Annotated in this window: 26 protein-coding genes and 3 pseudogenes; 9 read left to right on the top strand and 20 right to left on the bottom strand. The window is 60.7% G+C overall.

Annotated elements, in window-relative coordinates:
• Window positions 1–145 precede the first annotated feature (145 nt).
• The gene (gene trxB / locus AC1Q6I_RS21255) at window positions 146–1108 is read right to left on the bottom strand and encodes a thioredoxin-disulfide reductase (protein ID WP_024077363.1); all 963 of its coding nucleotides are present in this window, start codon (window positions 1106–1108) and stop codon (window positions 146–148) included.
• 294 nt (window positions 1109–1402) lie between these two features.
• Between trxB and cysZ the strand changes: the two genes are divergently transcribed.
• Window positions 1403–2167 carry a sulfate transporter CysZ gene (cysZ, locus tag AC1Q6I_RS21250; RefSeq protein WP_024077364.1) on the top strand — a complete coding sequence of 255 codons (765 nt, stop codon included), beginning with the start codon at window positions 1403–1405 and terminating at the stop codon, window positions 2165–2167.
• Window positions 2168–2221: 54 nt separating this feature from the next.
• Window positions 2222–3400 (top strand): glycosyltransferase family 4 protein, encoded by a 1179-nt coding sequence (locus AC1Q6I_RS21245; RefSeq protein ID WP_041161021.1) that lies wholly within the window; start codon window positions 2222–2224, stop codon window positions 3398–3400.
• A 184-nt stretch (window positions 3401–3584) separates the two neighbouring features.
• On the opposite strand, the gene AC1Q6I_RS21240 is transcribed toward AC1Q6I_RS21245, so the two are convergent.
• The 7 genes from AC1Q6I_RS21240 to rplU form a co-directional block, all read right to left on the bottom strand.
• Window positions 3585–4688, bottom strand: coding sequence for an NADH:flavin oxidoreductase (locus AC1Q6I_RS21240; protein ID WP_024077366.1), 1104 nt, complete (start codon window positions 4686–4688; stop codon window positions 3585–3587).
• 141 nt (window positions 4689–4829) lie between these two features.
• A complete protein-coding gene (locus AC1Q6I_RS21235) occupies window positions 4830–5312 on the bottom strand; it encodes a glutathione peroxidase (protein ID WP_024077367.1) in 483 nt (160 codons plus the stop codon).
• Between the two features lie 101 nt (window positions 5313–5413).
• Window positions 5414–5878, bottom strand: coding sequence for a CreA family protein (locus AC1Q6I_RS21230; protein ID WP_015885841.1), 465 nt, complete (start codon window positions 5876–5878; stop codon window positions 5414–5416).
• Between the two features lie 16 nt (window positions 5879–5894).
• A complete protein-coding gene (proB, locus tag AC1Q6I_RS21225; RefSeq protein WP_041161022.1) occupies window positions 5895–7013 on the bottom strand; it encodes a glutamate 5-kinase in 1119 nt (372 codons plus the stop codon).
• Window positions 7014–7140: 127 nt separating this feature from the next.
• Window positions 7141–8364: an Obg family GTPase CgtA gene (gene cgtA / locus AC1Q6I_RS21220; RefSeq protein WP_024077369.1), complete on the bottom strand. Its 1224-nt coding sequence runs from the start codon at window positions 8362–8364 to the stop codon at window positions 7141–7143.
• Window positions 8365–8557: 193 nt separating this feature from the next.
• Window positions 8558–8833 (bottom strand): 50S ribosomal protein L27, encoded by a 276-nt coding sequence (gene rpmA, locus AC1Q6I_RS21215; protein ID WP_024077370.1) that lies wholly within the window; start codon window positions 8831–8833, stop codon window positions 8558–8560.
• Between the two features lie 34 nt (window positions 8834–8867).
• A complete protein-coding gene (gene rplU, locus AC1Q6I_RS21210; protein ID WP_017847748.1) occupies window positions 8868–9182 on the bottom strand; it encodes a 50S ribosomal protein L21 in 315 nt (104 codons plus the stop codon).
• A 239-nt stretch (window positions 9183–9421) separates the two neighbouring features.
• Between rplU and AC1Q6I_RS21205 the strand changes: the two genes are divergently transcribed.
• The 3 genes from AC1Q6I_RS21205 to AC1Q6I_RS21195 all read left to right on the top strand — a co-directional run bounded on the left by AC1Q6I_RS21205 (window position 9422) and on the right by AC1Q6I_RS21195 (window position 11294).
• Window positions 9422–10390 carry a polyprenyl synthetase family protein gene (locus tag AC1Q6I_RS21205; RefSeq protein ID WP_024077372.1) on the top strand — a complete coding sequence of 323 codons (969 nt, stop codon included), beginning with the start codon at window positions 9422–9424 and terminating at the stop codon, window positions 10388–10390.
• Window positions 10391–10535: 145 nt separating this feature from the next.
• Window positions 10536–10877 carry a zinc ribbon domain-containing protein YjdM gene (locus AC1Q6I_RS21200; RefSeq protein WP_024077373.1) on the top strand — a complete coding sequence of 114 codons (342 nt, stop codon included), beginning with the start codon at window positions 10536–10538 and terminating at the stop codon, window positions 10875–10877.
• A gap of 159 nt (window positions 10878–11036) precedes the next feature.
• On the top strand, window positions 11037–11294 hold the full coding sequence (locus tag AC1Q6I_RS21195; protein ID WP_024077374.1) for a PA4570 family protein: 258 nt from the start codon (window positions 11037–11039) through the stop codon (window positions 11292–11294).
• A 135-nt stretch (window positions 11295–11429) separates the two neighbouring features.
• Here the strand turns inward: AC1Q6I_RS21195 and bamJ are convergent, their stop codons facing one another.
• On the bottom strand, window positions 11430–12047 hold the full coding sequence (gene bamJ, locus AC1Q6I_RS21190) for a BamJ family beta-barrel-assembly machinery protein (RefSeq protein ID WP_003176055.1): 618 nt from the start codon (window positions 12045–12047) through the stop codon (window positions 11430–11432).
• Window positions 12048–12311: 264 nt separating this feature from the next.
• On the opposite strand from bamJ, the pseudogene AC1Q6I_RS21185 reads away from it, so the two are divergent.
• Together AC1Q6I_RS21185 and AC1Q6I_RS21180 are read left to right on the top strand one after the other, a co-directional pair.
• Window positions 12312–13376 (top strand): annotated as a pseudogene (locus AC1Q6I_RS21185) (methyl-accepting chemotaxis protein); the annotation flags it as partial.
• Window positions 13368–14231, top strand: coding sequence for a methyl-accepting chemotaxis protein (locus AC1Q6I_RS21180; protein WP_371128911.1), 864 nt, complete (start codon window positions 13368–13370; stop codon window positions 14229–14231). The pseudogene AC1Q6I_RS21185 and the gene AC1Q6I_RS21180, both read left to right, overlap by 9 nt.
• A 604-nt stretch (window positions 14232–14835) precedes the next feature.
• On the opposite strand, the gene AC1Q6I_RS21175 is transcribed toward AC1Q6I_RS21180, so the two are convergent.
• Genes AC1Q6I_RS21175 through AC1Q6I_RS21160 form a run of 4 tightly spaced genes read right to left on the bottom strand, consistent with a single transcriptional unit; the run spans window position 14836 to window position 18975 of the window.
• Complete coding sequence (locus AC1Q6I_RS21175; RefSeq protein WP_041161023.1) at window positions 14836–15204, bottom strand: glyoxalase superfamily protein; 369 nt, start codon at window positions 15202–15204, stop codon at window positions 14836–14838.
• A gap of 29 nt (window positions 15205–15233) precedes the next feature.
• Window positions 15234–16697, bottom strand: a complete 1464-nt coding sequence (locus AC1Q6I_RS21170) for an N-acyl-D-amino-acid deacylase family protein (RefSeq protein ID WP_102624119.1) — start codon at window positions 16695–16697, stop codon at window positions 15234–15236.
• Between the two features lies 1 nt (window position 16698).
• A complete protein-coding gene (locus AC1Q6I_RS21165) occupies window positions 16699–17559 on the bottom strand; it encodes a MurR/RpiR family transcriptional regulator (protein WP_102624118.1) in 861 nt (286 codons plus the stop codon).
• A gap of 12 nt (window positions 17560–17571) precedes the next feature.
• Window positions 17572–18975 carry a GntT/GntP/DsdX family permease gene (locus AC1Q6I_RS21160; protein WP_024077379.1) on the bottom strand — a complete coding sequence of 468 codons (1404 nt, stop codon included), beginning with the start codon at window positions 18973–18975 and terminating at the stop codon, window positions 17572–17574.
• Between the two features lie 191 nt (window positions 18976–19166).
• Here AC1Q6I_RS21160 and AC1Q6I_RS21155 point away from each other — a divergent pair, with 191 nt between their 5' ends.
• Window positions 19167–19547, top strand: a complete 381-nt coding sequence (locus AC1Q6I_RS21155; RefSeq protein WP_024077380.1) for a lysozyme inhibitor LprI family protein — start codon at window positions 19167–19169, stop codon at window positions 19545–19547.
• A gap of 126 nt (window positions 19548–19673) precedes the next feature.
• On the opposite strand, the gene AC1Q6I_RS21150 is transcribed toward AC1Q6I_RS21155, so the two are convergent.
• From AC1Q6I_RS21150 to AC1Q6I_RS21130, 5 genes are all read right to left on the bottom strand, one after another.
• On the bottom strand, window positions 19674–21119 hold the full coding sequence (locus tag AC1Q6I_RS21150) for a SulP family inorganic anion transporter (RefSeq protein WP_024077381.1): 1446 nt from the start codon (window positions 21117–21119) through the stop codon (window positions 19674–19676).
• Window positions 21120–21333: 214 nt separating this feature from the next.
• Window positions 21334–22227: an NAD-dependent epimerase/dehydratase family protein gene (locus AC1Q6I_RS21145; RefSeq protein ID WP_102624117.1), complete on the bottom strand. Its 894-nt coding sequence runs from the start codon at window positions 22225–22227 to the stop codon at window positions 21334–21336.
• 103 nt (window positions 22228–22330) lie between these two features.
• A complete protein-coding gene (locus AC1Q6I_RS21140) occupies window positions 22331–23227 on the bottom strand; it encodes a LysR family transcriptional regulator (RefSeq protein WP_069077005.1) in 897 nt (298 codons plus the stop codon).
• Window positions 23228–23257: 30 nt separating this feature from the next.
• Window positions 23258–23848 (bottom strand): NADPH:quinone oxidoreductase MdaB, encoded by a 591-nt coding sequence (gene mdaB, locus AC1Q6I_RS21135; protein WP_024077384.1) that lies wholly within the window; start codon window positions 23846–23848, stop codon window positions 23258–23260.
• A 118-nt stretch (window positions 23849–23966) separates the two neighbouring features.
• Entirely contained in the window at window positions 23967–24731 is a 765-nt protein-coding gene (locus tag AC1Q6I_RS21130; protein ID WP_102624116.1) for a sulfite exporter TauE/SafE family protein, read from the bottom strand.
• Window positions 24732–24927: 196 nt separating this feature from the next.
• Here AC1Q6I_RS21130 and AC1Q6I_RS21125 point away from each other — a divergent pair, with 196 nt between their 5' ends.
• Window positions 24928–25827 carry a LysR substrate-binding domain-containing protein gene (locus AC1Q6I_RS21125; protein ID WP_024077386.1) on the top strand — a complete coding sequence of 300 codons (900 nt, stop codon included), beginning with the start codon at window positions 24928–24930 and terminating at the stop codon, window positions 25825–25827.
• Here AC1Q6I_RS21125 and AC1Q6I_RS21120 read toward each other — a convergent pair.
• A pseudogene (locus AC1Q6I_RS21120) lies at window positions 25773–25934 on the bottom strand (amino acid permease); the annotation flags it as partial. The gene AC1Q6I_RS21125 and the pseudogene AC1Q6I_RS21120 sit on opposite strands and share 55 nt — an antisense overlap.
• Window positions 25911–25991 (bottom strand): annotated as a pseudogene (locus AC1Q6I_RS21115) (hypothetical protein); the annotation flags it as partial. The pseudogenes AC1Q6I_RS21120 and AC1Q6I_RS21115, both read right to left, overlap by 24 nt.
• Between the last annotated feature and the right edge of the window lie 161 nt (window positions 25992–26152).

The raw sequence follows: 26152 nt of genomic DNA, 5'->3' as shown, positions 1-26152 counted from the left end.
TGGGAGGGGGCTTGCCCCCGATAGCGGTGTCTCAGCTAACGAATACTTGGCTGAAAGACTGCTAGCGGGGGCAAGCCCCCTCCCACATTTAAATCGCACTCACAAAAAAACCGGCCTCGCAGCCGGTTTTTTTTGCTCAACGGATTTAGAGCGAAGCGTTGCCCAAACCGTCGAGGTAACGCTCGGCATCCAGCGCCGCCATGCAGCCGGCGCCGGCCGAGGTGATAGCCTGGCGATAGACGTGGTCGGCCACGTCACCGGCAGCGAAGATACCTTCGATGTTGGTCGCGGTGGCATTGCCCTCACGGCCGCCCTGTACCACCAGGTAACCGTCCTTGGCGTCCAGCACGCCTTCGAACAGCGAGGTGTTCGGGGTGTGGCCGATGGCGATGAACACGCCGTCGACTTTCAGCTCGTCGAAGCTGCCGTCGTTGTTTTTCAGGCGGGCACCGGTCACGCCCATGTTGTCGCCCAGGACCTCGTCCAGGGTGGCATTGAGCTTGAGGATGATCTTGCCTTCAGCGACACGGGCATGCAGTTTGTCGATCAGGATCTTCTCGGCGCGGAAGGTTTCGCGGCGGTGAACCAGGGTCACGGTGCTGGCGATGTTGGCCAGGTACAGCGCTTCTTCCACCGCGGTGTTGCCACCACCGACCACGGCGACCGGCTTGTTGCGGTAGAAGAAACCGTCGCAGGTCGCGCAGGCGGACACGCCCTTGCCCATGAACGCTTCCTCCGAAGGCAGGCCCAGGTAGCGGGCGCTGGCGCCGGTGGCGATGATCAGCGCATCACAGGTGTAGACACCGCTGTCGCCGGTCAGGCTGTACGGCTTTTTCGAGAAGTCGACGCTGTTGATGTGATCAAACACGATCTCGGTTTCAAAGCGCTCGGCGTGCTCTTTCATACGCTCCATCAGCACCGGACCGGTCAGGCCGTGGACATCGCCCGGCCAGTTGTCGACTTCAGTGGTGGTGGTCAACTGACCGCCCGCCTGCATGCCGGTGATCAGCAGCGGCTTGAGGTTGGCCCGGGCAGCGTAGACAGCAGCACTGTAACCGGCAGGGCCGGAACCGAGAATAATCACTCGCGAATGACGGGTATCAGACATGAATCACTCCTATCGACCGCCCGGACCACAAGACGGCTGGAATAAAAAAGGGACCACGAAGCACTTGGGGAAGGCTTTCACTCGCAGACCCTGAAAAATAATGGGTGCAGCGTATCGAGGGAGGCAAGATTAAGGAAATACGGAATAACAATCCAGCTCATAGGTGGTCTCTATGCTGTCGACCCGATTAATCGACGCCTTTGTTACCGTTGATGTCGTCATACCAGCCGCGCTTTCGCCCTGCCGGCAAAGCCGGTAAGGTCGGCGCGTTCGTCATCCTGTTCGGAGTCCTCCATGCCCGCCCCCGCTCTTTCCGGTCCGCAATATTTGCGCGAAGGCCTCAAACTGGTCCTCAGCCCTGGCCTGCGCCTGTTTGTGCTGCTGCCGCTGGCGATCAACCTGGTGCTGTTCGTCGGCTTGATCTATTTCGCCGGCCATCAGTTCAGCCTGTGGGTCGACACCTTGATGCCGACCCTGCCCGGCTGGTTGAGTTTCCTCAGCTATATCCTGTGGCCCTTGTTCGTGGTGCTGGTGGTGCTGATGGTGTTTTTCACCTTCACCATGCTCGCCAATATCATCGCGGCACCGTTCAACGGTTTTCTCGCCGAGAAGGTCGAGGTCGTGGTGCGGGGCACCGATGACTTCCCGCCGTTCAGTTGGGGCGAACTGGTGGCCATGGTCCCTCGCACACTGGCCCGGGAAATGCGCAAGCTGGGCTACTTCCTGCCACGGGCCATTGGCCTGTTTATCCTGTCATTCATTCCGGTGGTGAACCTGATCGCCGCGCCGCTGTGGCTGTTGTTCGGCGTGTGGATGATGGCAATCCAGTACATCGACTACCCGGCCGACAACCACAAGCTGGGCTGGAACGAAATGCTCGCCTGGCTGCGCCAGAAACGCTGGCAGAGCATGAGTTTCGGCGGCATCGTCTACCTGGTGTTGCTGGTGCCGGTGGTCAACCTGTTGATGATGCCGGCGGCAGTGGCCGGGGCCACGTTGTTCTGGGTGCGCGAGCAGGGCGCCGAGGCGATGGCCACGCCAAAGGCAATCAAGTCATAAATCCATCATCTCAATGACACAATGACGACATGGCCCACGGCGACACTGTGGGTCATGACGACAGCTTCGCTTCACATCACCCTGATCACCGAAACCTTCCCGCCAGAGATCAACGGGGTGGCCAATACCCTTGGCCGCCTGTGTGACGGTTTGCGCGCACGCGGCCATCAGGTCGAGCTGGTGCGCCCACGCCAAGGCACCGATCAGAGCCGGACCAGCGACGACCAGTTGTTGCTGTGCCGCGGCTGGCCGTTGCCTGGCTATCCAGGCCTGCAGTGGGGGCAGTCGTCAATGCACAAGCTGCTACGACGCTGGACACGCCAACGCCCGGACGTGCTGTACATCGCCACAGAAGGCCCGCTCGGGTTATCGGCGCTACGCGCCGCGCGTCGCCTGGGGATCAGCGTGGTCAGCGGCTTTCACACCAATTTCCAACAGTACTCGAACCAGTACGGCATGAGCCTGTTGAGCCGCGTGGTCACGCACTACCTGCGCTGGTTTCATAACCGCTCGACCTTGACCCTGGTACCCAGCGCCAGCCAACGCCTGGAACTGGAACGCCGGCACTTCGAGCGCCTGGGGATGTTGTCGCGTGGGGTGGACAGCCAACTGTTCAACCCGGCCAAGCGCGATAACGCATTGCGCGAGAGCTGGGGCCTGGGCAATGACGATATTGCGGTGCTGCATGTCGGGCGCCTGGCGCAGGAAAAGAATCTGGGCATGCTCAAGCGTTGCTTCGATACCCTGCGCGATACTTATCCACAGCGTCGCCTGCAACTGATCGTGGTCGGTGACGGGCCGCAACGTGCGCTGCTGGAGCACGATCTGCCGCAAGCCATATTCTGCGGTACCCGGCGCGGCGAAGAACTGGCGCGCCACTACGCCTCGGGGGATCTGTTCCTGTTTCCCAGCCTGACGGAAACCTTCGGCAATGTGGTGCTGGAAGCCATGGCCTCCGGGCTCGCGGTGGTGGCATACGACCAAGCGGCCGCGACCCAGCACATCCGTCATGGTTACAACGGTGTGCTGGCGATGCCCGGCGATGAGGAAGCGTTCTGCGATGCGGCCAATTGGCTGCTGGAAGATCGTGAGCATTTACGCAGGGCACGTCTCAATGCCCGTCGGCATGCCAGTCACCAGGGCTGGCCGGCAATTATCGAGCAGTTCGAGAACCAGCTACGCGGTGTGTGCGGAGAACCTTTTGCTGTTCCCACCCTGCCTTACGTTCGTTGAACGATCGGCGAATGACGTCAGTCGGTTCGCCCTCCTGCCAGCCTAGCCCTTGAATAATGGCTTGCACGACATGACACCTACCAGATGAGGGGAGTACCCATGGAGCGCGCTCAAAAAAGAGGCAGGTCATTCATGATCGACAAACAATAGAGAGCCCGCTGGCAATCAGCGGGCGCCCAGCCTTTTACACCAGGCTCATCAACGCCTCACGACTGAACGGCAGGATGTCGCCCTCGCGGCCTTCGCGCACCTTCACTGCCCAATCCGGGTCCACCAGCAAGGCGCGGCCCACGGCGACCAGATCGAACTCATCATTGTTCAAACGCTCCAGCAGTTTTTCCAGACTGGCCGGTTGCGCAACCTTGTCGGTGTTGACCATAAATTGCAGGAACTCGCCATCCAGACCGACACTGCCGACCGTGATGGTCGGTTTACCGGTGAGCTGGCGAGTCCAGCCGGCGAGGTTGAGGTCGGAACCTTCAAATTCAGGCTCCCAGAAACGACGCGTGGAGCAGTGGAATATGTCCACGCCGGCGTCAGACAACGGCTTGAGAAATTCGCCCAGCGCCTCGGGGGTTTGCACCAGACGTGCGCTGTAGTCCTGCTGTTTCCACTGGGAGAAACGGAAGATGATCGGAAAGTCCGGGCCAACTGCGGCGCGGGTTGCCTGGATCAGCTCGATGGCAAAGCGCGAGCGGTTGGCCAGGCTGCCACCGTATTCGTCGGTACGCTGGTTGCTGCCTTCCCAAAAGAACTGGTCGACCAGATAGCCGTGGGCACCGTGGATTTCCACGCCGTCCATGCCGATGCGTTGGGCATCCTTGGCCGCCTGGGCGAAGGCGTTGATCACGTCTTTGATGTCTTGGGTGGTCATGCCGTGAACGACCACGTTGCCATCCTTGAGTTTTTCCATCGGGCCATACGCCGGCACGCTGGCATCAGGCTCAGTACCGATACGGCGCACGCTGCCCACATGCCACAACTGCGGGACGATCTTGCCGCCTTCGGCGTGCACGGCGTCGACCACCTTCTTCCAGCCGGCCAGCGCCGCTTCGCCATAGAAATGCGGAACATTCGGGTAGCCGTTGGAGGCCAGGTGACCGACCACGGTGCCTTCGGTGATGATCAAGCCCACACCTGCGGCGGCACGGCGGCGGTAGTACTCGATGACCTTGGCGTTAGGCACGCCACCTGGGGAAAAAGAACGGGTCATCGGCGCCATGACCACACGGGTCGACAGCTGCAGTGCACCGAGCTGGAACGGTTTGAACAAGGCTTGGACAGGCATGGGAGCACTCCACGGGAGACGGGGTTTATGATGCGGATAATATGAGGAGTGCGAAGGGCTGAGTAGCACTATTGATCTGGGTGATTAAGGGATAAAAGTAGAAGCCCGCCGGTTGTCACCAACCTGTGGCGAGCGTGCTGTTCAAGCCAGGGCTTTTTCGATGGCCTGGACGACCGTCGGATCTTCCGGCGCGGTACGCGGCGAAAAGCGCGCAAGCACCCGACCATCCTTGCCCAATAGGAATTTCTCGAAGTTCCAAGTGATATCCCCTGGAAACTCGGCCCCCTCGCCCGCCAGCAAACGGTACAACTGATGACGCTCAGGGCCGTTTACATCGAGTTTGCTGCCCAGGGGGAAGGTCACGCCGTAGTTCAGGTCGCAGAACTCGCGGATTTCCTCTTCGGTGCCCGGTTCCTGGCTTGCAAACTGGTTGCACGGCAGGCCAAGCACGGTAAAACCCTGGTTCTTGTATTGCTGGTAGAGGTTTTCCAACGCCGCATATTGCGGGGTCAAGCCACATTTGGAAGCCACGTTGACCACCAGCACAACTTGCCCCTTGAAGGGCGCCAGCGCCAGCTCTTGTCCGTCCAAAGCTTTGAGTTTCAGATCGTGGAAAGCACTCATGACGAACTCCAGATATCCCATGTTCTTAGCATTGCGGCTGTTCGAGATTACAACCCGCAAGTCTGCAATCATAGACGCCGATTACAAAACTCGCCTGCGAACTACTGAGCGGTCGGCCACGGCAAAATCGGTATCGCGGTGACTGCGTTCTGTGGGCTGCCTTCGATCAGGCGGTCGCTGTAGACCAGGTACACCAGGGTATTGCGCTTCTTGTCGAGGAAACGCACCACCTGCATGGTCTTGAACACCAGCGAGGTACGTTCCTTGAATACTTCGTCGCCATCCTTGAGTTCACCCTTGAAGCGGATCGGCCCGACCTGACGGCAGGCGATCGATGCCTCGGCACGGTCTTCGGCCAAGCCCAGCCCGCCTTTCACGCCGCCGGTCTTGGCGCGCGACAGGTAGCAGGTCACCCCGTCGACCTTGGGGTCATCGAACGCTTCGACCACGATCCGGTCGTTGGGGCCGACAAATTTGAACACCGTCGAAACCTGGCCAATCTCTTCGGCCGAGGCCAGCAATGGCATGGCCAACAGCAGGCCGAGCAATCCCTTCATCACGCGCATCGTGTATTCCTTTCGTTTAAACCAGGATCAGGTTGTCGCGGTGCACCAGTTCCGGTTCCGCCATGTAACCCAATAGACCGACAATCGCATCAGACGACTGCCCAATGATTTTCTGCGCTTCCAGGGCACTGTAATTGGCCAGGCCACGGGCGATTTCGCGTCCGTCCGAAGCCACGCACACCACCATCTCGCCGCGGCGGAAGCTGCCCTGCACCAATTTGACGCCCACCGGTAGCAGGCTCTTGTTGCCTTGGGACAGTGCCGATACGGCGCCATCATCCAGCACCAGGGTGCCACGGGTTTGCAGATGCCCGGCCAGCCACTGCTTGCGCGCCGCCAGCATGCCACGCTCGGGCGACAACAGCGTGCCGATGCGTTCACCGGCCTTGAGGCGATCCAGCACACGTTCCAGGCGCCCACCGACGATGATGGTATGGGCGCCGGAACGTGCAGCCAGGCGCGCGGCGCGCAGCTTGGTCTGCATGCCACCACGCCCCAGGGCGCCGCCAACGCTGCCAGCCACGGCGTCCAGCGCCGGGTCATCGGCGCGGGCTTCGTAGATCAGTTGGGCATCAGGGTTGTTGCGGGGGTCGGCGTCGAACATGCCGTCGCGGTCGGTAAGGATGACCAGCAAGTCGGCTTCCACCAGGTTGGCCACCAGGGCAGCCAGGGTGTCGTTGTCGCCGAAACGGATTTCGTCGGTGACCACCGTGTCGTTCTCGTTGATCACCGGGATGACCTTGAGCTCCACCAGGGCGCGCAAGGTACTGCGGGCGTTGAGGTAACGCTTGCGGTCTGACAGGTCGTCGTGGGTCAGCAGGATCTGCGCCGTATGGCGACCGTGCTCGGCAAAACTGGACTCCCAGGCTTGCACCAGGCCCATCTGGCCGATAGCGGCGGCGGCTTGCAGTTCGTGCATCGCGCTGGGTCGCGCGGTCCAGCCGAGGCGGCTCATTCCGGCGGCAACCGCCCCGGACGAGACCAGTACCAACTCGACACCCGCCTCATGCAAGGCCACCATCTGCTCGACCCAGACGCTCATGGCTGCGCGATCGAGCCCCTTGCCATCCGCCGTCAACAGCGCACTTCCGATCTTTACGACCCAGCGCTGCGCACCTGTCACTTTGCTCCGCATCATCTTCAACCTTAGATAGAGGGCTGCACGCGACCCAGCGCCGCCCATAACGTTATTAGTGACTACAGGTATACCCAGATACCAAAACGCCGCTCCTGGGAGCGGCGTTCAAGTTTATCGCAACGGATCAGTCGCGCACGTAAATGATTTCCGGACCGTCTTCATCATCCACGTCTTCCTCGTCCCAATCATCGTCGCCGATGTCATGGACCGACTTCACGCCGCTGCGACGCAGGGCACGCTGGTCATCCAGAGCCTGCAGCTGGGCACGGGCTTCGTCTTCGATGCGCTGGTCGAGCTCGGCGAGTTCGGCCTTGAACACCGGGTCGGCCGCCAGGCGGTCGGCGCGGTCTTCCAGGTAGCGCATGATGTCGCGGGTCAGGCGCTCGGTGCCTTCTTTGGCGATGGCCGAGATCACGTAGACCGGACCTGTCCATTCCAGGCGATCGACGATTTCCTTGACGCGCTCCTCGTGCTCTTCTTCGAGGATCTGGTCGCATTTGTTCAGCACCAGCCAGCGATCCCGCTCAGCCAGGGACGGGCTGAACTTGGTCAGCTCGCTGACAATCACTTCGGCGGCGTCCGGTGCACTGGTGTCATCCAGCGGCGCCATGTCGACGAGGTGCAGCAGCAAACGGGTACGCGACAAATGCTTGAGGAAGCGAATACCCAGACCAGCACCATCGGAAGCACCTTCGATCAGGCCGGGGATGTCAGCGATCACGAAGCTTTTCCAACGATCGACACTGACCACACCCAGGTTCGGCACCAAGGTGGTGAACGGGTAGTCGGCGACTTTCGGCTTGGCGGCAGAGACCGAGCGGATGAAGGTACTTTTGCCGGCGTTTGGCAGGCCCAGCAGGCCCACGTCGGCGAGGACTTTCATTTCCAGCTTGAGGTCACGCTGTTCGCCCGGCTTGCCCGGCGTGGTCTGGCGTGGCGCACGGTTGGTACTGGACTTGAATCGGGTGTTACCCAGACCGTGCCAGCCGCCCTGCACAACCATCAGCTTCTGGCCGGCCTTGGTCAGGTCCCCAATTACTTCCTGGGTGGCGGAGTCGATGATCGTGGTGCCGACCGGTACGCGCAGTACCAGGTCTTCGCCTTTTTTACCGGTGCAATCGGTGCTGCCACCGTTGGAGCCACGCTCGGCATCGAAGTGCCGGGTGTAACGGTAGTCCACCAGGGTGTTGAGGTTTTCGTCGGCCATCATGTAGATGGAACCGCCGTCACCGCCGTCACCGCCGTTGGGGCCACCGTTTTCGATGAATTTTTCGCGACGGAAACTCATGCAACCGTTACCGCCGTCGCCTGCTTTTACTCGGATGGAAACTTCATCAACGAACTTCATAACAAAACGCCTCTCGCCGCACGGACGAGCTTAAGAAACCAAGACATAAGACTCTTGCAAAAATGAGCGCAGCGACCTCAATCAACGACCGCAAATCCAGCGCTTGAGCCCATTACAAACAGCTTTGCAAGAGACTCACCCCACAAACGAAAAAGCCCCGTCGCGAGACAGGGCTTTTCCAGCAACTACGTAATTATGCCGCGACGACGTCAGTCTTCGGGACAATGCTCACGTAACGACGACCGAAGGCGCCTTTTACTTCGAACTTGATCACGCCTTCGACTTTAGCGAAGAGAGTGTGATCTTTACCCATGCCAACACCGTAACCGGCGTGGAATTGGGTGCCGCGCTGACGCACGATGATGTTGCCCGGGATGATTACCTGGCCGCCATACATCTTCACGCCAAGGCGTTTGGCTTCTGAGTCGCGACCGTTACGGGTACTACCACCAGCTTTTTTGTGTGCCATGAGTCAATTCTCCTAGTGAGGAATTAGGCTGAAATTAAGCCTGAATACCGGTGATTTTGATCTCGGTGTACCACTGGCGGTGGCCCATACGCTTCATGTGGTGCTTACGACGACGGAACTTGATGATGCGGACTTTATCGTGACGACCTTGGGAGATCACTTCAGCCACAACGGTAGCGCCAGCAACAACTGGAGCGCCGATGTTCACGTCATCGCCATTGGCGACCAACAGAACGCGATCAAAGGTAACGGAGTCGCCGGTAGCGAGTTCCAGTTTTTCGATCTTCAGGTATTCACCTGGGGCGACCTTGTATTGCTTGCCACCAGTAACAATTACTGCGTACGACATGGTATTTCTCCGATAATCCTGCTCACCCAGCGCTTTATAAGAAGAGGTATTGGCTGGCATGGCTGCATGGGATGGACGTCCCGAATGCAATTGCGTAAGGCAGGTGCTGCCCAGGAAGTTCAGGGTGCGCGATTGTACGCAAGCCTTTGACGCCTTGCAAGTGGCCGTCTATCGCGCCTTGACACTCGGGGGTCAGGGTCCTAGCATGCCGCGCAACCCTTCTGGAGCGACTGTCGCTGATGCAACCCCAAGCTTTCTACCGCGCGGTCGCGGACGATTTTAGCGCCGTCGACGGCATCATCAAGCAGCAGCTGACTTCTAAAGTGCCGCTGGTCTCCAAAATTGGCGACTATATTACGTCGGCGGGCGGCAAACGCCTGCGTCCTTTATTAGTGTTGCTGTGTGGCAAGGCCCTGGGCCGCGAAGGCGATGACCTGCGCCTGCTGGCCGCCACCATCGAATTCCTGCACACCGCCACCCTGCTGCATGACGACGTGGTCGACATGTCCGGCATGCGCCGTGGCCGTGAAACTGCCAATGCCATGTGGGGCAATGCGCCCAGCGTGCTGGTCGGCGACTTCCTGTACTCGCGCTCATTCGAAATGATGGTCGAACTGGGCTCGATGCCGGTGATGAAGATTCTTTCACAGGCCACGCGCATCATCGCCGAAGGCGAAGTGCTGCAGCTGTCGAAGGTTCGCGACGCCAGCACCACCGAAGAAACCTACATGGAAGTGATTCGCGGCAAGACCGCGATGCTCTTCGAAGCATCGACCCACAGCGCCGCAGCCCTGTGCGAAGCGACTGCCGAACAGGCCGAAGCCCTGCGTACCTTTGGCGACCACCTGGGCGTGGCGTTCCAACTGGTGGACGACTTGCTCGACTACCGTGGTGACGCCGAAACCCTGGGCAAGAACGTCGGTGACGACCTGGCCGAGGGCAAACCGACCTTGCCGCTGATCTACACCATGCGCGAAGGTACGCCGGAACAGGCGGCCCTGGTGCGCAAGGCGATCCAGAAAGGCGGGATCGAAGACCTGGAAAGCATCCGCGCAGCCGTGGAAGCCTCGGGCTCGCTGGAATACACCGCACAACTGGCACGCGACTACGTGGCCCGTGCGATCAAGTGCCTGGAAGCCCTTCCAGCCAGCGAATACCGGGACGCCCTGGTGGAGCTGAGTGAGTTTGCGGTCGCGCGCACGCACTGACACCTGCAGACGCGGGCCAATGTGGGAGGAGGCTTGCTCCCTCCCACACTTAGTTTGTACTCCCCATCCAAGAGCGCGCCCTGCCTCGCTGCAATTCCCTATATAATGTGCGACTTTTAGCCATCCTGACCTTTAAGGAGCTTTAGTGAGCACGTTGCCACCCTGCCCGAAATGCAATTCCGAATACACCTACGAAGACGGCGCACAACTGATCTGCCCGGAATGCGCCCATGAGTGGTCCGCCACAGGCGAGGCCGAAGCGGCCGGCGATGAAACCGTGAAGAAAGACTCTGTGGGCAACGTCCTGCAGGACGGCGACACCATCACCGTGATCAAGGACCTCAAGGTCAAGGGCACCTCCCTGGTGGTCAAGGTCGGCACCAAGGTCAAGAATATTCGCCTGTGCGACGGCGACCACGATATCGACTGCAAGATCGACGGTATCGGCCCGATGAAACTCAAGTCCGAGTTCGTTCGCAAAGTCTGATCCTGTTGCCTCCATCCCGCGCCCGCCGCGGGATGGCGTTTCGCCCTCCGCGTTGATCGAACGCAATACCCACACAGAAAAATCCACAAACCGCCAATAGGCACTTGCTATTCCACGAATAAGAATTATTCTCATTGAAACCCATCAAGGAGAACGACCATGACTTATTTGATAGATGCCTGGCTGGACCGTCCCCACCCTTACCTGCGAATCCTTCATCGGGAAACCGGAGAAGTCTGTGCCGTGCTGGAGGAGGAAGCGTTGAACGAACTGCAGGACCAAGGCGACCTGGACGTGAATGGCCTGAGTTCCAGTGAACCCGGTGTACTGAAGGAAGTGGTGCGTAACCTGTTTCTATTCTGCTACGCCCGGGCATTGCGCCCGACGACAGAGCTCAATGGCAAGTTTCATCCATGAGCAACCCTGCAAAATCCTGTAGGAGCGAGCGTGCTCGCGAAGAACGCACAAGCAACGCGTTCATCCAGGATGCCCGCGTCATCGTTGACGTGTTTGGCGAGCAAGCTGGCTCCTACAGGTAATCAAAAGCAGGTCTTACAGAACGTCGAGCAGCTCGACGTCGAATACCAGAACGCTGTGCGGCGGGATGCTGCCAACGCCTTGAGCGCCGTAAGCCAGCTCGCTCGGCACGTACAGGCGCCATTTGCTGCCAGCATTCATCAGTTGCAGCGCTTCGGTCCAACCGGCAATCACGCCGCCAACCGGGAATTCTGCTGGCTGACCACGCTCGTAGGAGCTGTCGAACACAGTGCCGTCGATCAGGGTGCCGTGGTAGTGCGTACGCACCTGGTCTTCACGGGTCGGCTTGGCGCCATCACCGGCAGTCAGTACTTCAAATTGCAGGCCGGAAGCCAGAGTGGTGATGCCATCACGCTTGGCGTTTTCAGCCAGGAAAGCCAGGCCAGCGCCAGCAGCGGCTTCAGCCTTGGCAGCGGCTTCGGCTTGCATGATTTCGCGGATGACCTTGAAGCTGGCGGCCATTTGCTCTTGGTCAACACGGCTCGGTTTGCCGGCGAACGCGTCGGTCAAGCCCGCCAGGATCGCGTCAAGGCTTACACCGGGTGGTGGGTTGTCGCGCAGTTGGTCGCCCAACTGACGGCCGATGCCGTAGCTGACGCGGGTTTCGTCGGTGGACAGATTAACTTCGGACATGAAGAGGCTCCGCTGTAGGGCAGCTGGTTTCCCGTACTACCCAGAACTAAAAGGGCCAGCAGACTAGCACAGAAAATGAGTGCGGGATGAGAGCCGCCGTCATGCCTGCCTGGGGCCGGCGCTCGGTTATACCGGGCTCCACGCGTCGGTTTGCAAATTAATCGTTTCAGTTTCCCGCTCCCCCGCCGATATGGCCTGAACACCTTGGCTGGCTCAAACAACAACACCGTCCAGCAGACAGACATCAACTTTGCGGAGCATTAGATGAACAGCTGGTTCGGTAACATCAGCGTCAACCTCAAACTGGGCCTGGGCTTCGGCCTGGTGCTTGTCCTCACCTCGATCCTGGCGCTGACCGGCTGGACCAGCCTGGGCAGCCTGATCGACCGTAGCAACTGGATGAGCGATATCACCCAGCTCAACGCCTCCCTGACCAAGCTGCGCATCGTGCGCCTGCAATACATGCTGGCCAACGGCGATGAAGCCGTTGCACAAAACGTACAGACCAGCCTGGACGCGTTCGCCGCCCAGCAGCAAAAGCTCCTGGACAGCTTCAAGAGCCCGGAGAACGTCAAGCTGCTCAACGAGCAAAAGGCTATCATCACGGCATATCAGCAGTCCCTGAACAAGATGCGCGAGGCCTACCGCAACGGCAACGCCGCACGCCAGGTAATGGGCGATAAGGCCGATATAGCCAACGCACAGATCGACGCACTGGACACCAACGTGCAACAGATGCCCGAAAGCCCGGAACGTTTCACTCAGTTCCAGGCCGTGACCCATGCCAAGCAAGAGTTCCAGTTGGCCCGCTACGAAGTGCGCGGCTATACCGGTAACGTCAACGCCGATACCGAAGCCCGCGCAGCGGCACAAATCGAAAAAGCCATCAGCGGCCTCAAGGGCCTTGGCGCGGCGTTCGGTACCAGCCAACAGAGCGCGCTCAGCGCACTGGAAAGCGCCCTCGGTGCCTATCGCAGCGCCGTGCAGAACTACAAGGCAGCCAATGCCAATATCGTCTCGGCACGCGCTGAAATGACCACCCAAGGTGCCGATATCGTCACCATCAGCGACAAGCTCTACGACATCCAGCTGGCTCGTCGTGACGCTGAAAGCGCCCAGGCCCGCAGCCTGCAATTGATCAGCACCTTGCTCGCCCTGCTGGTGGGCATCATCGCCGCCCTGGTTATCACCCGCCAGATCACCCGCCCGATCCAGGAAACCCTGGCCGTGGTGGAACGCATTGCTTCCGGCGACCTGAGCCACAATATCCAGGTCACCCGCCGCGATGAACTGGGCGTATTGCAACAAGGCATCCAGCGCATGGGCACGACCCTGCGTGAGCTGATCAGCGGCATTCGCGACGGCGTAACCCAGATCGCCAGCGCCGCCGAAGAGTTATCAGCCGTCACCGAGCAGACCAGTGCCGGTGTGAACAGCCAGAAGATCGAAACCGATCAGGTCGCCACGGCGATGCACGAAATGACCGCCACCGTGCAGGAAGTTGCACGCAACGCCGAACAAGCCTCCCTGGCCGCAGCCGATGCCGATGGCCAGGCCCGCGCAGGCGACAAAGTGGTGGCCGAGGCCATCGCCCAGATCGAACGCCTGGCCGCCGAAGTGGCGCGCTCCACCGACGCCATGGCGCACCTGCAACAAGAGAGCAACAAAATCGGCAGCGTGATGGACGTGATCAAGGCCGTGGCCGAGCAAACCAACCTGCTGGCCCTCAACGCGGCGATTGAAGCGGCGCGTGCCGGTGAAGCCGGTCGCGGGTTTGCCGTGGTCGCCGACGAAGTACGTGGCCTGGCCCAGCGCACACAGAAATCCACCGAGGAAATCGAAGGCCTGGTGGCCGGTTTGCAGAACGGCACCCAGCAAGTGGCCAACGTGATGAACAACAGCCGCAGCCTCACCGACAGCAGCGTCGAACTGACCCGCAAGGCCGGTGTGTCGCTGGAAAACATCACCCGGACGGTGTCGAACATCCAGTCGATGAACCAGCAGATCGCCGCCGCCGCCGAACAGCAAAGCGCCGTGGCCGAAGAGATCAGCCGCAGTATCGTCAATGTGCGTGATGTGTCGGAACAGACCGCCACCGCGAGCGAAGAAACGGCCAAGTCGAGTGTGGAACTGGCGCGCCTGGGTAGCCAGTTGCAGCAGATGGTCAGCCACTTCCGGGTGTAAGAAACCAAAAAGCCGCTTCGGTATTAACCGAAGCGGCTCCACTTCTCAGACCTTACAGGTCATCGAAGCTGTCCCGCAGGAATGTCCACACGTGATAAACACGTACGGCATTCACTACGAGGTTCCATGTACGTCGTGCAAACCTAGACATACTCGGCCCTCCGTGAGTTGGGCCTTACCTCCAGCACACTTACCGGAACACGTGAGCCTTTGGATGCACGTCAGTGCTCCTGTGAGGCGGCTGGGTTGATGGTCCTCCCGCATTAATCCGGCACGGATTGCAAGCCCGTGGCAGTCGGTCCAAAATTTGCGCGCGAACCCAGCCAACCTTCCTCACGATGAACGCAGAACGGGGGTGATGCTAGCTCAGCCACCTACGCCAAGGTGTTGCAAGTAACAGTTGATCACCCTCAAAAGTTGTTGCTGTTCTTTGCAATTAAAAACCAACAAAACCAGTTATCGTCAGCCCTTGTATAAAACCTTAAAGCAGCAGTAGTATCTCCAACACGTCAGTGCTCCTGTGAGACAGCAACCCCAGCCGCAAACTGGGATTGCAAAAAAAACCGCCTACCAAGGCGGTTTTTTATTACCTGCGATTTGCCTCTCAGCCCTCGCCTTCCTCAACAAACACCAGCCGATTCCCAAACGGATCCTTGATGCTCATCTCCCGCGAGCCCCAAGGCGTTTGCTCCACCCCAGGCTTGGCATACCGGTAGCCCTTGCCCACCAACTGCTGCTGGTACGCGTCCACCCCTTGCGCCTGAATCCGCACCGCCGCGCCCGGCGAAGCATCGCCATGATGCTCGGACAAATGCAGCACACACTCGCCCAATGACACCTGCAGGTACAACGGAAAATTCGCCTCGAAGCGATGCTGCCAGTCGACCTTGAACCCGAGGAAATCGACATAGAATCCTAACGCCTTGGCCTCATCGAAAATCCGCAGGATGGGAATGACTTTTCCTAAGTGCATGGCAACCGCTCCGTGTATAAGAGCGCCCACTATAGAGTCGAAAACCCACCCCGCAAATCCCCGCTGCGCGCCAAAAAGCGGCCCGGTCGCTGACCATTCGCCTGCCCCTCGCGGTAGCTCAACACGCCATTGACCCACACACCGTCAATGCCCTCGGCGGCGCGTTGCGGTTGCTTGAAGTCCGCCATATCGCGTATGCGCAGCGGGTCGAACAACACCAGGTCGGCCCAATGCCCTTCACGTATTTCACCCCGTTCGGACAAGCCAAATCGCGCCGCCGACAACCCGGTCATTTTATGTACCGCCGTGTGCAGCGGGAACAGGCCGACATCGCGGCTGAAATGTCCCAACACCCGTGGGAATGCGCCCCACAAACGCGGATGCGGGAACGGATCTTCAGGCAAACCATCCGAGCCGACCATCGACAATGGGTGCGCCAAGATCCGCCGCACATCCGCCTCATCCATGCCGTAATACACCGCGCCGGCCGGTTGCAGGCGCCGCGCCGCGTCCATCAGCGAGACGCCCCACTCACCCGCAATGTCCTGCAAGTCACGCCCGCCCATGCCAGGGTGCGGCGTCGACCAGGTAATCGTGATACGGAACGCATCGGTCACCTGCTTGAGATCCAGGGTCGATGAACTCGCCGCATAGGGATAACAATCACACGCCACCGGGTGGGTTTTCGCCGCCGACTCCAACGCTGCCAACAGCTGTGGACTACGTCCCCAGTTCCCGGCTCCTGCACATTTGAGGTGGGAAATAATCACCGGTATCCGTGCATGCCGGCCGATCAGAAAAGCCTCGTCCATCGCCTCCAGCACCGGTTCGAATTCGCTGCGCAGATGGGTGGTGTATACCGCACCGTAGGCCGTCAGTTCTTCACTCAGTTGCAGCACTTCATCGGTCTCGGCATTGAACGCGCTGGCATAGGCCAGGCCGGTGGATAACCCCAGTGCACCGGCGTCGAGACTGTCCTTCAACTGCACACGCATCGCGGCGATTTCACCAGCAGTGGCGGTGCGATGCAGATCATCCATGTGGTTGCTGCGCAGTGCCGTATGACCGATCAGCGCTGCCACGTTGACCGCCGGATGGGCGTTTTCCACTGCGCGGCGGTAATCGCTGAAACGCGGATAGGCGAACGCCTCGCGCTGCCCCAGCAGGTTCATCGGGTCCGGCGGATCACCGCGCAAACTGACCGGAGAAGCACTGATCCCACAGTTACCGACGATCACCGTGGTCACCCCCTGGCTCAGCTTGGGCAACATCTGCGGATGACGGATCACCACCGTGTCATCGTGAGTGTGTACGTCAATAAAGCCCGGTGCCAATACGCGGCCGGCGGCATCGAATTCATGCTCGCCATGGGCCGCTGACAAATCGCCAATCGCCGCAATACGCCCGTCGCGCATCCCCACATCCGCAACGTAGCCAGGGGTGTTGCTGCCATCGATGATCAACGCCTGGCGAATCAGCGTGTCGTACTTCATATCAGTCTCCAAGCGGCAGGCTGTCAGGGCCGCCGCGGTAATCGTCCAGGGCCAGCTTGATGCGGCGCAGGCGCTCCTGGTTGTCGTCCGGCATGGCCAGTGCCAGCTCGGTGGCGAGCAGGTCGATGGCCAACAGCATGCCGTAGCGCGCCGCCGTGGGTTTGTAGATGAAGCTGGTTTCGGCCGGTTGCAGCGGCAGCAACACATCGGCCAACTGCGCCAACGGTGAATCCGCCAGGGTGATGGCGATGATGCGCGCGTCGTAGCTGCGCGCCAGCGTCACCACGTCGAGCAATTCGGGGGTCAGGCCAGTGAGCGAACAGACGATCAGCGCATGTTCGGCCCCCAATGTTGCCGCCGTGACGCGCATCATCACCGGGTCATGGCACGTGGCAATCGGATACCCCAGGCGTACCAACCGTACCTGCAACTCCTCGCTGCACAGGCTTGAGGGGCCGCCCATGCCGAAGGCGTGGATCATCCGCACCTTGCCCAGCAGGTTGACCGCATCGACAAAGCTGGCTTGATTGAACCCCGACAAGTGCTGGCGCAACGTCGCCTCGATATCGCCGAGGATCTGGCGGTGAAACGCCGACTGTTCCGGCAAGCCCGCCGGGTCCAGGAAGCGGCTGCCGACACCGCTGGCCTGGGCCAATTGCAAGCGCAGGTCGCGCAAGTCCCGACAGCCGACACTGCGGGCAAACCGTGACAGGGTCGCGGTGCTGACCTCGGCCCGTTGGGACAACGCTTCCAGTCTGGCCGATGCAGCGAAGCCCACGTCATCCAGCATCAGCTTGGCGATACGGCCTTCGCCGGCGCTGAAGGAGGCCTGGCGGGCGCGGATCTGATAGAGGATGTCCATGGGGGCTCCGGGTTACAAAATACAGGACAGGCCGTACGTCAGACCGAAGGCGACCACTGAAATCAGGGTCTCCAGCACGGTCCAGGTCTTGAAGGTCTGGATTACCGTCATATTGAAGTATTCCTTGATCAGCCAGAAGCCGCCGTCGTTGACGTGGGAAAAGATCACCGAGCCAGCACCTGTGGCCAGCACCAGCAATTCCGGGTGTGGATAACCCAGGCCCAGGGCGACCGGTGCCACCACACCCGACGCCGTGGTCATGGCCACCGTGGCCGAGCCCGTGGCAACCCGCATCAGCGCGGCGAACAACCAGCCCATCAGCAGCGGCGACAAGTTAAAGGCATTGGCCAGGCCGAGGATCTCATGGGTGACGCCGGCATCCACCAGGATGCGGTTCAAACCACCACCGGCACCCACCAGCAAGGTGATGCTGGCGGTCGGCGCCAGGCATTCATTGGTGAACTTGAGAATCGACTCGCGGTTGAAGCCCTGCGCCAGGCCCAGGGTCCAGAAACTCACCAGGGTCGCCACCAACAGGGCGATCACCGAGTTGCCGATAAACAACAGGAACTGGTTGAACGCAGTGCCCGGCGTGGACAGCAGGTTGGCCCAGCCGCCGATCATCATCAGCACCACCGGCAACAGGATGGTGCCCATGGTCAGGGCGAAGCTCGGCAAGCGAGTGCGCGGTTCGCGGTCGATAAACTGGCGTTCCAACGGGTTTTCCGCCGGTAAGTGGATGCGCGGCACGATGAACCTGGCGTACAGCGGGCCGGCGATGATCGCCGTCGGGATACCGATCAGGATCGCATAGAGCACGGTCTGCCCGACCGATGCGTTATACGCCAGCACCGCCATCATCGCCGCCGGGTGCGGCGGCACCAGCGCATGCACCACCGACAAGCCGGCCACCATGGGCAAGCCGACCATCAGGATCGACACCCCGACGCGCCGCGCCACGGTAAAGGCGATCGGCACCAGCAACACAAAACCGACCTCGAAAAACAAGGGCAGCCCCACCAGGAAGGCAATGCACACCATCGCCCAGTGCGCATTGCGCTCGCCGAACCGGTTGATCAGCGTACGCGCCACCTGCTCGGCGCCGCCGGACTCGGCCATCATCTTGCCGAGCATGGTGCCCAGCGCCACCACCAGGGCGATATGCCCCAGGGTCTTGCCGACGCCCGCTTCGTAGGACCCCATGATGGTATCCGCCGGCATCCCGGCCATCAGTGCCAAGCCGATGGACACCAGGGTGATGACGATAAACGGGTTGAGTCGGTAGCGTGCTATCAGCACGATCAAAGCAATGATGGCGATGGCAGCGTATGCCAATAGCCCGAAGCCCGGTGATGCGGCCATGCGGTACTCCTCGGAAAGGGTCACGTCGAATAGGTTGTGAAACTCATAAATCATTACCGGGACTGACTTTCAATTTTTATGAAAGTAATTTTCGCGCAGGGATAAGCGCCGTCGCATTGGGACATGCCCAGCGCCAGTGCATGAAAATTCGGGGGTGTTCTTACATGAAGATCAGACAACGCCGGAAACTCACCAAGCGCCATCGAGTCATAGAATGCGCACTCACTCATGCCCAGGAACCGACCATGATTCGCACCTCACTCGCCGCCAGCGCCGTGCTTCTCGCCCTGTGCGGCAGCGCTTCAGCCGCCGACAACGCCGCACTGAAGAAATGCATGGACAGCGCCAATACGACCGCAGACATGGTCAATTGCAACGCCAAGGAAGCCAAGGTGCAGGATGAGCGCCTGAACCGCGCCTACAAGACCGCCCTCGCCGCCCAGGAAGGCGCGCGTAAGCAACAATTGCAGGACGTGCAGCGCCTGTGGATCAAATACCGCGACGCCAATTGCGCCTTTGCGGGCAGCGCCACTGGCGGCACCATTGACCAGGTCAATGGCTCCGGCTGTGTGCTGGACATGACCCAGACCCGCGCCCAGGAATTGGAAGACCTGGTCGGGCCGTAATACACACCCGACCTCTGTAGGAGCGAGCTTGCTCGCGAAAAACTCACAGGCGCCGCGTTGATTCAGGAAACACGCGTTATCGTTGACGTTTTTCGCGAGCAAGCTCGCTCCTACAGGTGTGTGTGATCAATCGTGGTGAACCCTGGCACGCTTGAGCAGCTTCTTGCAGCGCTCGGACAAATGCAGCACCCGCAGATGCTTGCCGGCCTTGCTGTAGCGCTCGCGCAGGGTCATCAGCGCGGCAATCGCCGAGTAGTCGACAACGCTCAGGTGGCGGCAATCCAGGGTCACGTGCGCCGGGTCGTTGGCGGGGTCGAACTGGTTCAGGAACGGCGTGGTCGAGGCAAAGAACAACGTGCCATGCAGGCGGTAGAGCTTGCTGCCGTCGTTTTCCAGGTGTTCATCCGCATACAACTCCCGCGCCTGTTGCCAGGCGAAGTTCAGCGCTGCGATCAGAATGCCGCAGAGCACCGCCGTGGCCAGGTCGGTGAACACGGTGATCACGGTCACCGCGAGAATCACCAGCACATCATTGAGCGGCACCTTGTTGATCACCCGCAGCGACGCCCAGGCAAAGGTCTGCTGCGACACCACGAACATCACGCCCACCAGCGCCGCCAGCGGGATGCGTTCAATCAGCGGTGACAGAAACAGAATGAACAACAGGATCATTACCCCGGCAAACACGCCGGAGAAACGCCCGCGCCCGCCGGAACTGAGGTTGATCACGGTTTGCCCGATCATCGCGCAACCGCCCATGCCGCCGAACAGGCCCGAGACCATATTCGCCGCGCCCAGGGCCACGCTTTCGCGGTCCGGGTAGCCACGGGTCTCGGTGATTTCGTCGGTAAGGTTGAGGGTCAGCAGGGTTTCCAGCAGGCCGACCATGGCCATCAGGAACGCGTAAGGCGCGATGATGCCGAGGGTGTCCAGCGACCAGGGTATCTGCGGCAGCGCGAAGGTGGGCAGGCCACCGGCGATGTGGGCCATGTCGCCCAGCGTGCGTGTTGGCAAGCCCAGCAGGTACACCGCCAGGCCCACGCCAAGAATCGCCACCAGCGCAGGCGGCACGGCACGGGTGACGCGCGGCAGCAGGTAGACGATGGCCATGGTCACCAGCACCAGGCCGGTCATCACATACAGCGGCGTGCCGCTGAGCCAGCGTTCACCGCTCTTGAAATGCTCCAGTTGCGCCAAGGCAATGATGATCGCCAAACCGTTGACGAACCCCAACATCACCGGGTAGGGCACCATGCGCACCAGTTTGCCCAGGCGTAGCAGGCCGAACGCAACCATGATCAGCCCGCCCAACAACACCGTCGCCAGCAAATACTCCACGCCGTGTTGCACCACCAGCGCGACGATCACCACCGCCATCGACCCCGCCGCCCCGGAGACCATGCCCGGCCGGCCGCCGAACAACGCGGTGAGGGTGCAGATGATGAAAGCGCCGTAGAGTCCCATCAGCGGGTTGAGGTGAGCCACCAAGGCAAAGGCGATGCATTCGGGCAGCAACGCGAAAGACGTGGTGAGGCCGGCCAGTGCATCGGCGCGCAGTCGGGTGAGGTTCATGAGGTACCAGGGCATTGCGGGAGATAAGGCGGGGAATGGTACGGAATTGAGCGCGACGGGACCAGATTTTTAAGGCAGGCAACCCCCTGCGGCAAGTGGGCTTGTTGCAATGCCAGTCAGTTAACGAGCAACACTGTCACTGTGGCGAGCGGGCTTGCCACAGTAAGCCTGCTGCCACAACAAATCCGCTTGCCATCAGTGAATGGCAGAAAACCTAGACCATCTCGTGGCGAATCCACTCCACCACCGACGTGCGCTTCGGTGCCCAGCCCAGCAACTCGCGGGCATGCTTGCCGCGCACGCGGCTGTTGGAGCCCAGGCCATAGTTGGCCATTTCATAGCCCCATTCGGCTTCAGCCTCGGCCAGTGGCCAATCCTGCGGCTCCCCCAGGTTCAGGGCTTGGGCGATCGCGGTGGTCATGTCGATAAACGAGGCCTCGCCGCTTTCCACAAAGTAGAACGTCCCCGGCACATTCTTCGTCAGCGCCAGCAGGTACAGCGCCACCACGTCTTCAATGTGCACGTTGGACCAAATGTTTTGCCCCGTCCCCACATGGCGTACCACCCCACTCTTGCGCGCCTGCTTGAGCAAGCGCGGCAATTGCACGCTGTCACGCTTCACGCCCAGGCTGTGGCCGTAGATCAGGGTGTTGCAGATCACGGCCGAATTCACGCCGTCGCGGGCAGCCGCCAGGACCAGGTTGTCGATGGCCACGCGTGCAGCCTTGTCGACAGTCGGCTCCGGCAGGTTGTCTTCGAAATAGATGACATCACTGGCCTTGCCGCCCGACGCATCGCCCACAATGCTCGAACCGCTGGTATGCAGGAATGGCTTGTTCGAGCGTTTCAGCGCAGCCAGCAGGGTTTCCACCGCGGCACGGTGGTCGCTGCTCGCGGCATTGATCACCGCATCGGCTTTGTGCGCCTGCGCGGTCAATACGGCGGCGTCATCGAGGGTACCGATCACCGGGTTGATGCCCAGGGCGGTCATTTCAGCCGCTTGCCCGGCGCTGCGTACCAGACCGGTAACCGTGTGGCCGGCCTTGACCAGGCCAGTGGCGATGGAACCGCCGATAAAACCGGCTGCGCCGGTAATGAATACGTTCATGGAGAGTGCTCCTGACGGGGTAAGTGATGGGTCCATTGTTACGGACTCATCCCTGCCGAATAAGCCCGCAGCGCCCAATTCACTCTTGCGTGACGGTCACGAATCAGCAGGCATACCGCGCCAGCTTGGCTTGGATGAAGTCCAGGAAGCACTGGATGCGTAAGGCCAACTGCGAATTGCGGTAGAACACCGCATGGATCGGCTGGCGATAGCCACTGTTGAACGCCTCCAGCACCGGCACCAGGCGCCCGGCATTGATGTCGTCGACGGTCATGAAGTTGGACAGGCAGCAAATGCCCTGTCCTTCCAGCGCCAGCTGCCGCAAGGTTTCACCGCTGGACGCAGCAATGCCGGGCTGGATCAGCCAGCGGTCACCTTCCACATGGCGCAGGGGCCAATGGTTGAGGGTTTCGGTCTGGGTGAAGCCGAGCAAGGTGTGGTCGGCCAGTTCGGCAACCGTCGTCGGCGCACCATGCTGCTTGAGGTAGGCGGGGCTGGCGAGGATATGCAGCGGCGACCAGCCGAGGGAACGCGCATGCAGGGTGGAGTCGGCCAGGGCGCCAATGCGAATGGCGATGTCGGTGCTTTGCTCCAGCAGATCGATGATCAAATCATCGCTGTTCAGCTCCAGCTGGATGTCCGGGTACAGGCTGCGAAACTCAGCGATGTACGGCACGATCCCATGCAGCATGAACGGCACGGCGGCGTTGATACGCAGGCGCCCGGCCGGATTTTTCTGGCGGGACGACAGGCGCTCCTCCAGCTCGTCCATCTGCGCCAGGATCAGCTTGGCCTGCTCGAAGAAGTACTTGCCCTCCTCGGTCAGGTCCATGCGCCGCGTGGTGCGGTTGATCAGCGTGGTCTCAAGCTTGGCTTCCAGGCGCGACAGCGTGCGGCTGACCGCTGACGGCGTCTGCCCGACCTGTTCCGCCGCCGCGGAAATCGAGCCGCACTCAATCACGCTGACGAAGATCTGTAGCTCATCGGATCGGGCTTTCACAGGCGGTCCTCATTATCGGTTCAGCGCAGCTTACACCGGGAGGTTGAACACCTGCGCCAGATGCTGCTCGTAGCGCGCCACATCGGCTTCGATGGCCGGGCGTTTCATCACGTCCACGCAGAGGAAGGTCGGCAGGCCGGTCATGCCGAGGAACTCGTTGGCTTTGTGGAACGGGAAGTACACCGCGTCCACGCCCTTGGCTTCGAAGAAGTCAGTCGGGTCGTCAAAGGCTTGCTGCGGGGCGTTCCAGGTCAGCGACAGCATGTATTGCTTGCCCTGGATGAGGCCACCGCTGCCGTATTTCTGCGAGGCGTCGGAGCGGGTGCGACCATCGCTGGCGTACAGGCTACCGTGGCCTTCGGTGAAGACTTCGTCGATGTACTTCTTGACGATCCACGGCGCGCCCATCCACCAGCCAGGCATCTGGTAAATGATCACGTCGGCCCAGAGGAATTTGGCGACCTCTTCGGCCACGTCGTAGCCGGCATCGATATGGGTGACTTTGACGTCGATACCGCCTCGGTCCAACACCGCCAAGGCGGTGTCATGCAGGGTGGTGTTGTAGCGGCCATCGGAGTGGGCGAACTTTTTGCCGCCATTGAGCAGGAGTACTTTTTTCATGGGAAGCGTCCAGAAGGTTGAAAATGTCTGGACGCAGACTATCGGCCTCGGCCCCTTGGAATAAGCCACCACTGAGCAAAATACTTTTGACCAGAAATCACGAATACCTCAATCATTGTTAACCGCTGATCAGCAGATGCCCGCCCAACAAGGCCATACCGATAAAAAACACGCGCTTGAACAACAGCGCACTGATGCGCTGGCGCACCACCTGGCCCAGCCACATACCCAGCAGCGCCGGCACCAGCGCCAGCAACGAGGCACTGACTTCTCCCCCGCCCAAGGTGCCACGCCAGGCCAATCCCGCGGCCAACGCGAGGGTCGACACGCTGAACGACAGCCCCAACGCCTGCACCAACTGATCGCGATTCAACCCCAACGCTTGCAGGTACGGCACCGCAGGGATCACGAATACGCCCGTCGCCGAGGTGATCACGCCGGTGATCAGCCCACACAGCGGGCCCAGCCAGCGCTCGGTGGGGGCGTTGACCTTGAACGTGGGCAGGAACAGTCCGCTCAGTGCATACGCCAGCAACGCCGCGCCCAACGCGCGCACCACCCATTGCCCGCCGTCCATTCCCAGCCACACCGTGCCCAGCCCGGTACCGAGGAAAATCAGCAGCAACATCGGCCACAGGCGCTTGAGCAAAGCACTCAGGTGCCCGCCGAATGCCAATTGCCACAGGTTGGTGACGGTCGAAGGGATGATCAGCAACGCCGCAGCCTGCGCCGGCAACATAGCCAGGCCGAGCATGCCCATGGCCACGGTGGGCAGGCCGAGGCCGATCACGCCCTTGACGGTGCCAGCCAGCAGGAAGGTGCCGATCACCAGCAAGGTAAGGGCGGGGCCGAGGTTTTGGTAAAACGCGAGGAGGGTATTCATAGGCCGATTGTGCGACTTTTCGATAAGCTCGGAAATTCGCCATATACTGAAGCAGCCTCTTGTTTTGCATGAGGCTGAGGCCTCATCGGGAGCAAGCTCCCTCCCACACTTGGGCTGCATTTCAAATGAGGGAGGGGCGGTGCGAGGAGTCGACTTGCTCCCGATGAGGCCAGTCCTATCACCCGAGCAATCAGCCATGCACTTTGACCTGATCGACCTGCGCCTCTACCTGCACGTCCTCGACACCGGCAATATCACCGCCGGCGCGGCCCGCAGTCATTTATCCCTGGCCGCCGCCAGCGCGCGCATCCGGGCGATGGAGGCCTCGTTGGGCATCGAGTTTCTCGACCGTGGGCGTCGAGGCGTCACCCCTACGCCTGCGGGAAAAGCCTTGGCCCGTCACGCCCGCCTGCTGCTGCAACAGGCCGAGCACCTGCAACAGGACCTCGCGGAATACGCCAACGGCGTCAAAGGCCAGGTGCGCCTGCTGTGCAACACCACCGCGCTCAGCGAATACCTGCCGGAACTGCTCGCGGACTTTCTGCGCGAACACCCCAACCTCGATATCGACCTGCAGGAACTGCCAAGCCTGCGCATCACCCAGGCCTTGCGCCAGGGCACGGCGGACCTGGGGATCATCTCCGACGCCGTGGACGCCCACGGCTTGCAGACCCTCGCGTTTCGCGACGATCCACTGGTGCTGATCATGCCGCTGGAGCATCCGTTGACGGCAGCAAGTACGGTGAGTTTTATCGACAGCCTGCATTACGACTATGTGGGCCTGGCCGCCCACAGCGCACTGGCGGTGTACCTGGAAGAACAGGCGTTGCACGCGGGGTTTCGCTTGCAAACGCGCATCCGTGCCGAGGGCTTTGACGGGGTGATGCGCATGGTTGCACGCGGCGCTGGCCTGGGGATCGTGCCCCAGGCGGCGCTGGCCCGTTGGCCGTTGGAGCAGCGCTTCAAGGCCCAACCGTTGCGAGAAGATTGGGCCTGTCGAACACTGCTGTTATGCGCGCGCTCGTTCGACCACCTGCCAGGTTACGCCAGGGCCTTGTTCGACGCCTTGGCCCTGCCCTTGCGGAAAAACCCGTAATACACCGCCGACAGGATCAGCAGGAACGGCACGCCAAATACCAACGTCATCTTGAACGCCCCGGTGAAATAGGTGGTGATCATCACCGCGCCCATCAGCAGCAAGGTGATCAACGCACCGATGGCGTAGCTCACCCGTACGCTGGGGCCGGCATAGCCAACGGCGTTGCACGGTCTAACTGTTGTCACAGATCCCCTGTGGGAGGGGGCTTGCCCCCGATGACGGTGTGTCAGTCACTTAGATGTTTGCTGATCCACCGCTATCGGGGTGTAGAACCGTAGACATCGTTTACATCTGAAACCGGGGACATCGTTTACACATTTGA

This window comes from Pseudomonas sp. MPR-R2A5 (assembly GCF_058793055.1).
The sequence above is the reverse complement of the archived record's forward strand: the minus strand, read 5'-3'. Positions and strand labels throughout refer to the sequence as shown.

What these genes read in the sequence shown, in the direction of transcription:
- trxB (WP_024077363.1), bottom strand. Translation starts at nt 1,108, where the DNA reads ATGTCTGATACCCGTCATTCGCGAGTGATTATTCTCGGTTCCGGCCCT.
- cysZ (WP_024077364.1), top strand. Translation starts at nt 1,403, where the DNA reads ATGCCCGCCCCCGCTCTTTCCGGTCCGCAATATTTGCGCGAAGGCCTC.
- AC1Q6I_RS21245 (WP_041161021.1), top strand. Translation starts at nt 2,222, where the DNA reads ATGACGACAGCTTCGCTTCACATCACCCTGATCACCGAAACCTTCCCG.
- AC1Q6I_RS21240 (WP_024077366.1), bottom strand. Translation starts at nt 4,688, where the DNA reads ATGCCTGTCCAAGCCTTGTTCAAACCGTTCCAGCTCGGTGCACTGCAG.
- AC1Q6I_RS21235 (WP_024077367.1), bottom strand. Translation starts at nt 5,312, where the DNA reads ATGAGTGCTTTCCACGATCTGAAACTCAAAGCTTTGGACGGACAAGAG.
- AC1Q6I_RS21230 (WP_015885841.1), bottom strand. Translation starts at nt 5,878, where the DNA reads ATGCGCGTGATGAAGGGATTGCTCGGCCTGCTGTTGGCCATGCCATTG.
- proB (WP_041161022.1), bottom strand. Translation starts at nt 7,013, where the DNA reads ATGCGGAGCAAAGTGACAGGTGCGCAGCGCTGGGTCGTAAAGATCGGA.
- cgtA (WP_024077369.1), bottom strand. Translation starts at nt 8,364, where the DNA reads ATGAAGTTCGTTGATGAAGTTTCCATCCGAGTAAAAGCAGGCGACGGC.
- rpmA (WP_024077370.1), bottom strand. Translation starts at nt 8,833, where the DNA reads ATGGCACACAAAAAAGCTGGTGGTAGTACCCGTAACGGTCGCGACTCA.
- rplU (WP_017847748.1), bottom strand. Translation starts at nt 9,182, where the DNA reads ATGTCGTACGCAGTAATTGTTACTGGTGGCAAGCAATACAAGGTCGCC.
- AC1Q6I_RS21205 (WP_024077372.1), top strand. Translation starts at nt 9,422, where the DNA reads ATGCAACCCCAAGCTTTCTACCGCGCGGTCGCGGACGATTTTAGCGCC.
- AC1Q6I_RS21195 (WP_024077374.1), top strand. Translation starts at nt 11,037, where the DNA reads ATGACTTATTTGATAGATGCCTGGCTGGACCGTCCCCACCCTTACCTG.
- bamJ (WP_003176055.1), bottom strand. Translation starts at nt 12,047, where the DNA reads ATGTCCGAAGTTAATCTGTCCACCGACGAAACCCGCGTCAGCTACGGC.
- AC1Q6I_RS21180 (WP_371128911.1), top strand. Translation starts at nt 13,368, where the DNA reads ATGGGCACGACCCTGCGTGAGCTGATCAGCGGCATTCGCGACGGCGTA.
- AC1Q6I_RS21175 (WP_041161023.1), bottom strand. Translation starts at nt 15,204, where the DNA reads ATGCACTTAGGAAAAGTCATTCCCATCCTGCGGATTTTCGATGAGGCC.
- AC1Q6I_RS21170 (WP_102624119.1), bottom strand. Translation starts at nt 16,697, where the DNA reads ATGAAGTACGACACGCTGATTCGCCAGGCGTTGATCATCGATGGCAGC.
- AC1Q6I_RS21165 (WP_102624118.1), bottom strand. Translation starts at nt 17,559, where the DNA reads ATGGACATCCTCTATCAGATCCGCGCCCGCCAGGCCTCCTTCAGCGCC.
- AC1Q6I_RS21160 (WP_024077379.1), bottom strand. Translation starts at nt 18,975, where the DNA reads ATGATTTATGAGTTTCACAACCTATTCGACGTGACCCTTTCCGAGGAG.
- AC1Q6I_RS21155 (WP_024077380.1), top strand. Translation starts at nt 19,167, where the DNA reads ATGATTCGCACCTCACTCGCCGCCAGCGCCGTGCTTCTCGCCCTGTGC.
- AC1Q6I_RS21150 (WP_024077381.1), bottom strand. Translation starts at nt 21,119, where the DNA reads ATGAACCTCACCCGACTGCGCGCCGATGCACTGGCCGGCCTCACCACG.
- AC1Q6I_RS21145 (WP_102624117.1), bottom strand. Translation starts at nt 22,227, where the DNA reads ATGAACGTATTCATTACCGGCGCAGCCGGTTTTATCGGCGGTTCCATC.
- mdaB (WP_024077384.1), bottom strand. Translation starts at nt 23,848, where the DNA reads ATGAAAAAAGTACTCCTGCTCAATGGCGGCAAAAAGTTCGCCCACTCC.
- AC1Q6I_RS21130 (WP_102624116.1), bottom strand. Translation starts at nt 24,731, where the DNA reads ATGAATACCCTCCTCGCGTTTTACCAAAACCTCGGCCCCGCCCTTACC.
- AC1Q6I_RS21125 (WP_024077386.1), top strand. Translation starts at nt 24,928, where the DNA reads ATGCACTTTGACCTGATCGACCTGCGCCTCTACCTGCACGTCCTCGAC.